Genomic DNA, 6,831 nt, shown 5'->3' with positions numbered 1-6,831 from the left:
GATCAGGCCGGGGTCGGCCAGCGGATTGCGGAACAGTCCCTGCATGACCGCGCCGGAGACCGCGAGCGCCGCACCGACCAGCATGCCGAGGATGATGCGCGGCAGGCGGATGTCATAGACGATCAGTCTGTCGCGGGCGCTCACCGCAGCGTCATCAGGCACTGTGCCGAACAGCCAGCCCCCGATGACGTTGACGGCCGAAGCGTCCGAAGCCCCCGATGTCAGCGACAGAAAAACGGCAGCCGCCAGCCCCAGGCACAGCAGAAGGATGACGATGCGGGCGCGGCCCGACCTGTCGCCTTCGGATACGCTTGCCATCACCGGGCCGGCGATCGATTGATCGACCATGATCCGCCCGTTCAGTCCGTGACCTGCCCGCCATAAAGCGAGACAGCGAGGTCGTGGATGGCATCGGCCGTGCGTGGCCCGAAGCCGAGCAGATAGGCACCGTCGATGCGGATCAGCTTGCGCGCCTTTCCGGCCGGCGTCGAGGCGATCGACGGATTGCCGAACAGTTCGTCGTCCGAGACCGGAGGCCCGGCATTGCTCATCATCAGGATCACGTCCGGTCTGGCGGTTATGATCGCCTCGTCGGACATTTGCTTGTAGCCGGAAAAGCCCTCGACCGCGTTGACGCCGCCAGCCAGCTTGACCATACCGTCGGCCGCGGTCTCGCTGCCGGCCGCCAGGATCTTGCCGCCCTGTATCGACAGCACGAACAGGATGCGCTTGCGTTCCTTGATCGACGTCGTCGGCTTCTCGGCTGCCGTGAGCTTGGCATCGAGCTCCCCGGCGAGCACCTCGGCCTTGGCGTCGACGCCGAGCGCCTTGCCGACGATACGGACCTTTTCGAGGATGCCTTCGTGGCTATAGTGCTCGGGCACTTCGATGAACGGCACGCTCGTCTTCTTCAAGACGTCGACGGCTTCCTTGGGACCGCTGCCATGCAACGCCAGGATGCCGGTCGGGTTGACCGAGAGCACGCCTTCCGGTGACAGCGCACGCATATAGCCGACATCGGGCAGCTCAAGCGCCGCCTTTGGGTACCGGCTGGTGGAATCGCGAGCCACCAGATGCTTTTCCTCGCCGAGCGCATAGACGATCTCGGTGATCGAGCCGCCAACGGCCACGATTTTCGAAGGATCGGCAAACACGGCCGTGCCTTCCATGGCGCTGGCGGATTGCAGTGCGATAACAGCCATGGAGATACCGATCACCGGCCGGAAAATAGATCCGCGCACGGTCGACAATCTTGGGAAAAAACGCATCGCATTTTCCTCAGGCTGCGGTCGCGCTTGGGATGCGCGGCAGGTTTTCCGCCAGGAAGCGCCAGTCGTCCCGCTCGCTTTCGCCTTCATGACGCTTGCCGAAGAACTGGATGAACATCTTGCCGTCGGAATCATAGACCTCAAGCGAGGTGACATGACCGTCCTTGGTCGGCTTGCGCACCGCCCAGACCTCCTGGATGTGGTCGGTCCGCAAATGCAGGTGGAAGGTTTCGTCCAGCACGTTGATCCATGGCCCCATCGGCTTGATCGACTTGATCGGACCGGAATGGATCTGGATGCAGCCGCGGTTTCCCACAAAGCACATGATCGGCATCTCGCCCTCCGCAGCGTGATGAAACATGGCACGGACGGCATCATTGTCGAGCTGCCAGGCATAGTCTTGCCCGACCAGGCGCACCGCCTGCCGGCGGCTGAGCTTCAGCGTCTTCAGCATGCCGAAGAACTGGTGCACATCGGTCAGCCGGCTCCAGCGGTCGCGCAGATCGTCGAGATTGGCGGCCGCTTCGTCGCCATGGCTCTCGTCATCGGGGAGTGGTCCCGAAATGTCGACGGTCGGCTCCTGATTGGACGATTCGAGCGCGGCAACCAGCTTCTGATAGGCATAGAGGCTGGAGGCCGGACGCAAATGCACCTTGTGCACGGCCTCGCCCGCCGCATCGAAAAACTGCAGGCTGCGGCGGATTTCGTCGCCGTCTCGCTTCTCGACGGCAAAGCCGTGTGCCCAGACCTTCGGGAAGATGCGCAGGTCGATGTTTTCGCCAAGCACCATGGCATTGTGGTTGCCGGTGACGACCTTGTCATAGACGCCGATCTTTTCGTGCACCGCGCTCTCATTGCGGGTCAGCGCCATGACCTCGCCGACGGCCTCGAGGCCGGTCAGAAGATCGTTGACGCGCGGCTCGATGCGCACGACGCCGTCGCCGCAATGCGCGGCGACCAGTTCGGCTTCCGAAATGCCGAGCTGGGCAGCCAGATCACGCTCGCGCGTCTTCGGATTGTCTGTCCGTGCCCGCCGGATTTCATGCGGGGCGGGTTTTACGCGCTGATCCATGTTTCGTCCCTGCTGCCTAGAGCAATTCCGGGAAAAGCGTGAAACGGTTTTCCGTCCGGAATTGCGTTAAAACAAAGAGCTAGAGCGGTTCGGCGTTTCCGTGAAACGGTGAACCGCTCTAGCCTTACTTGTTGAGAATGAGCTTGCCCTGACGGGTGATCTTCAGCCGGTAGAGCGCACCGTGATGCTCGATGCCGATCTCGTGCTCGCCCTGGAACAGAGTGTTGCTGGACAGGGTTCGCACCGCCAGCGGAACCCGGTCGAAACGGGTGGGGGCCGAGGCATCGTCGGAACGGCGGACGCGATAGCGAAAATCGTTGGGATTGTGGGTGTTCATCTCTGTCGATCCCTTTCCTGTGCCGGGCGTCTGGCTAGGCGTTGCGTAATCCGATTCATTTCTTGACTTGAATAATCATGTTTACTAGTCAGTGCAATACCGGATTAAATGAGTCAACATTTAAGACGCCGGAGACGATCAAAAATGCCAGCCAGCCCCGGGCCAGCCAGCATGAAACCTGGACTTTGGAGTTGGGGCATGGGGTTGGTGACTTGGGAATGGCGTGGCCGGTCGGCGGCGAACGGCGCGGCGGCATTGTTGGCAAGCGTGGCGGCTATCGCCTTGTCGGCGCAATTGGCTAACGCCCAGCAAGCGGCGCAGCCGACAGAGCAAACGAAGAAGGCTGAAGAAGAAAACGCCGCACCAGCGGGAGCAACGCTGCTCGACAAGATCCTCGTCATCAGCCGCACCGGCGAGACGGCGATCGAATCGCTGGCATCGACCAGCCATGTCGGCCAGGAACAGCTCGACCGCCGCATGGCGACGACGCCGAATGAGATGCTGCTTGGCGTGCCCGGTGTCGCGGCGCAGGCCGACGCCAGACGCGTCAGCACCAGTATCAACATCCGAGGCTTGCAGGATTTTGGTCGCGTCGCGGTCATCGTCGACGGCGCCCGTCAGAACTTCCAGCGTTCCGACCACGGCACGCAGTCGACCTTCTACATCGACCCCGAACTCGTCAAATCCGTGGATGTTATCCGTGGTCCTGTCGCCAACACCTATGGCTCAGGCGCCATCGGCGGCGTCGTCTTCTTCGACACCAAGGACGCCGGGGATTTCCTTAAGCCGGAAGAAACATGGGCCGGCTCCGTCACGGGACGCTATGAGAGCAACGGCAAGGGCTGGACAACAAGCGCATCCGGTGCCTACCGCCTCAACGAGAACTGGGATGTGCTCGGCAACATCGTCTACCGCAACTATGACGACTACAAGGATGGCGGTGGCGACACCGTCAAGGGCACCGGCTTCGATGTGCTTAGCGGCCTGCTCAAGACCACCATCCGGCCGACCGACAACAGTGAGCTGAAGCTCGGCTGGGTCGGCTCAAGCGACGGCTGGAACGAGATCAGCGGCGGCGTGCCGGTCAATGACGTCGACCTGAAGTCGAACACCTTCACCGCCCGCTACAACATTACGGATGAGGACAAGAGCTGGCTCGATCTCCATATCAACACCTCCTACAACAAGACCAATCTCGATCTGACCAGCCTCGTGCCTCTCAACCGGTTTGACCCGAGCACCGGCCTTCCAGTTGTTTTGCCGGCTGGCTCGACATCGACATTCGACATCGGCACGACCAGCATCGACATTTGGAACACGTCCAGATTCGAGACTGCGGGAATCGCGCACGAACTGACCTATGGCGGCGACTGGGCCGGCGATAAAGTCGAGACCGGCGGCACGGCCGGTGGCGACAGTTTCTACACGCCTTCCGGTAAGCGGAACGTCTCCGGCGCCTATGTCCAGGACAAGCTCACCTGGGAGTGGCTCGAAGTCATCGCCGGGCTGCGTTACGACAATTACAGCCTCAAGGATGACACACACGAAACGTCGGGGGACCGGTTGTCGCCGCGCATCACCGTCGGCGTCTCGCCTTTTGACAGCGCCAGCCTTGCCGGCCTGCAATTCTACGGCACCTATGCGGAAGGATACCGGTCACCCTCCCTGTCGGAAACACTGATCAGCGGTCGCCATCCGGCAGGTGTCACCTTCCCGTTCCTGCCCAATCCCAATCTGCGGCCGGAAACCGGAAAGACCGTCGAATTCGGCGTCAACTACAAGCAGGATGACATCCTCGAAGTCGGCGATGCGCTGCGCATCAAGGCAGCCTATTTCAACAACGATGTCGAAGACTACATCGATGGCGTTACCCTGTCGCGGTTTGACCCGACAGCCGGCTGCCCGAGCGGACCCGGTATCCCGATATGCTTCCAGTACCAGAATTTTGCCAAGGCCAAGATCGACGGCTTCGAACTTGAGGGCGTCTATGATGCCGGATGGGGCTATGCCGGGCTCTCGGCCTCAATCACCAATGGTCATACCATTTCCTACAAGGACGTTCGGGCCGACCTGCTGACCATCCCCTCATCCCAGGTCACCGCGCAGCTCGGCTTGCGCTTCCTCGAGGACAAGCTGACCGTGGGCGGCGAAGTGCAATACAATGGCAAGCCCAAGGGCAATCCGATCGCCGAGGACTACACGCTGGTCAATGCTTTCGCCAGCTACCAGGCGACGGACAATTTGAAGATTGATTTCCGCGCCGACAATCTGTTCGATGTAAAATACGCCAACCCGCTCAACCTGACCACGGCCGGCCAGCCGCCGCAGCCGGTTTTCGCGGCCTACGAGCCGGGCGTCACCCTGAAGCTGGCGGCGACGATGCGATTTGGAGGCTGATGACCATGACGAGCTTGATGACATCCCTTCGTCTGCTGACCTCGATGCTGGCGATGTCGCTTGCGATGGTTCCGGCGTGGGCACAAGAGTCCGCGCCGGTCCCTGCGCTGACCCTTGAACTCAACGGTGCGCAACCTTCCGACAAGGGTTGCCGCCTGACGTTCGTGGTCAACAACAATCTCGGCGCCGACCTGTCCAAGGCGGCGTTCGAGATCGCCCTGTTCAACGAGGCCGGCGTCGTCGACCGGCTGACCGTGCTCGACTTCAAGGAATTGCCGGCAGGCAAGACCAAGGTGACGCGTTTCGATCTGGCCGGCACCGAGTGCTCGAAAGTCAGCCGCGTGCTGATCAACAGCGCGACCGAATGCACCGGTACCGGCGTCGAACCGAACGCCTGCATGCGAAAGCTGAAGACGGACACCAAGACCGGGATCGCTTTCGGAGTCTGAGGTGGGGCTGCATCATGCATTGCCGCGAAACACCGTAGTGCAGCCTCTGGCCGGCGATAGCAGACTGCCGGCGAACGATCTTGATTTGACAACTCTGCTCTTGTCGCTGCAGGTCTCGCGGCGAGACATGCAGGACATCAATCCCCTCCCCGAGGCCGGCGCCGAGCTGACCATAGAGCCAACCGAGCCGCTCGCGCTGCCGCGGCCATCGGCCTGGAGCCGCAAATGGACGGCGGCGATCGTCGTCTCCTGCCTGCTCCATGTCGCGGTGGCGGCGGCCTTTCTGATCTCCCCTACGGGGATTTCCAGTTTCCAGGACGCCGAGCAGCCGGAAGGTAGTGAACAGTCGGGCAGCAACGTGGCCGGCAGCGCGCTGGACAAGGACCCGGCGGCAATAAACGTTGCACTGGTGCCCAGCCCGCAACCGGCCAAACCACAGCCGGCAACGCCGCCCAAGCCGTCGCCGCCAACGGAGCCTTCGCAACCCGTGAAGGACGCAGCAAAGCCGCTCAAGCCTTTGCCGGAAGCTGTCAAACAGCAGAGGCTGACGCCGACAATTGGTGGCCGGCGCCCCGCGCTCCGATGATCAGACCGTGGATAGGAAGGCCGAAACACCAGCGGAGCCAACCGTTCAGGCCGAGAGCACGGAAGCGCCTGTCGCCGTTCCGGAGCGGCCTCCGATCCCTAGAGCCAGGCCAACTCCGGCAGCTGTCCCTTCAAAGACGGCGGATGAGAAGCGCGGCGCGGCGGATGGCGAGGACCGGTCGGCGCAAGCAGCCAACAAGGGCAAAAGGCAAAAGGAGGCAGGCACGGCCGCGGAAGACAACTACCGCGGCGATGTTTTTAGAAAGCTCGGCAGCGTCAATCGCACCCTCCCGCCTTCCCTACAGCTGGCGGCACGCAACAATGCGGTTGTCACATTCGTCATAGGCAAGAAGGGCAACATAAACGAGTTGCGCATTCTGGAAACCTCAGGATCGGCGGCTTTCGATCAGGCAGCGCTTGGCATTGTCCGCAAGGCAGCCCCCCTTCCCTCCGATTCCACCACAGGCAGCAAGCGCAAATTTGGAGTTCGAGACCGAAATCGGCCCATTTTGAATGTGCGCAGAACAAACGCTGCAGCCGCCAATCATCAACATCCGCACGAAAGGAACCGCAATGTACATCGCAATGAACCGCTTCAAGGTGCAGACCGGCTCGGAGAACGACTTCGAAGCCGTCTGGAAGAACCGCGATTCCAGCCTTGCTGAGATGAAGGGGTTTAGGGAATTCCATCTGCTGCGTGGCCCGGTCAACGAGACCGAAGGC

General features: G+C 61.6%; 8 protein-coding genes and 1 pseudogene. 5 read left to right on the top strand and 4 right to left on the bottom strand.

Annotated features, from left to right (window positions below):
• The 4 genes from EN750_RS12360 to hemP form a co-directional block, all read right to left on the bottom strand.
• Positions 1-348: iron chelate uptake ABC transporter family permease subunit (locus tag EN750_RS12360; protein WP_145967595.1), on the bottom strand; the 348-nt coding region annotated here is incomplete at its 3' end.
• Positions 349-359: 11 nt separating this feature from the next.
• Entirely contained in the window at positions 360-1,268 is a 909-nt protein-coding gene (locus tag EN750_RS12355) for a hemin ABC transporter substrate-binding protein (protein ID WP_127396590.1), read from the bottom strand.
• 10 nt (positions 1,269-1,278) lie between these two features.
• Positions 1,279-2,340 (bottom strand): hemin-degrading factor, encoded by a 1,062-nt coding sequence (locus EN750_RS12350; RefSeq protein WP_127396589.1) that lies wholly within the window; start codon positions 2,338-2,340, stop codon positions 1,279-1,281.
• Between the two features lie 124 nt (positions 2,341-2,464).
• Positions 2,465-2,677 (bottom strand): hemin uptake protein HemP, encoded by a 213-nt coding sequence (gene hemP / locus EN750_RS12345; protein WP_127271521.1) that lies wholly within the window; start codon positions 2,675-2,677, stop codon positions 2,465-2,467.
• 198 nt (positions 2,678-2,875) lie between these two features.
• Between hemP and EN750_RS12340 the strand changes: the two genes are divergently transcribed.
• From EN750_RS12340 to EN750_RS12325, 5 genes and pseudogenes are all read left to right on the top strand, one after another.
• On the top strand, positions 2,876-5,074 hold the full coding sequence (locus tag EN750_RS12340) for a TonB-dependent hemoglobin/transferrin/lactoferrin family receptor (protein WP_127396588.1): 2,199 nt from the start codon (positions 2,876-2,878) through the stop codon (positions 5,072-5,074).
• A gap of 5 nt (positions 5,075-5,079) precedes the next feature.
• Positions 5,080-5,523, top strand: coding sequence for a hypothetical protein (locus tag EN750_RS12335; RefSeq protein WP_023812248.1), 444 nt, complete (start codon positions 5,080-5,082; stop codon positions 5,521-5,523).
• 85 nt (positions 5,524-5,608) lie between these two features.
• Positions 5,609-6,109, top strand: a complete 501-nt coding sequence (locus tag EN750_RS40645) for a hypothetical protein (RefSeq protein WP_245482685.1) — start codon at positions 5,609-5,611, stop codon at positions 6,107-6,109.
• Positions 6,084-6,527 (top strand): annotated as a pseudogene (locus EN750_RS40640) (TonB C-terminal domain-containing protein); the annotation flags it as partial. The gene EN750_RS40645 and the pseudogene EN750_RS40640, both read left to right, overlap by 26 nt.
• A 154-nt stretch (positions 6,528-6,681) precedes the next feature.
• The coding region (locus EN750_RS12325) for an antibiotic biosynthesis monooxygenase (RefSeq protein WP_145967593.1) at positions 6,682-6,831 on the top strand (150 nt) is incomplete at its 3' end.

The organism is Mesorhizobium sp. M7A.F.Ca.ET.027.03.2.1 (assembly GCF_003999175.1).
In the GTDB taxonomy this organism is placed as follows: Bacteria; Pseudomonadota; Alphaproteobacteria; order Rhizobiales; family Rhizobiaceae; genus Mesorhizobium.
The sequence above is the reverse complement of the archived record's forward strand: the minus strand, read 5'-3'. Positions and strand labels throughout refer to the sequence as shown.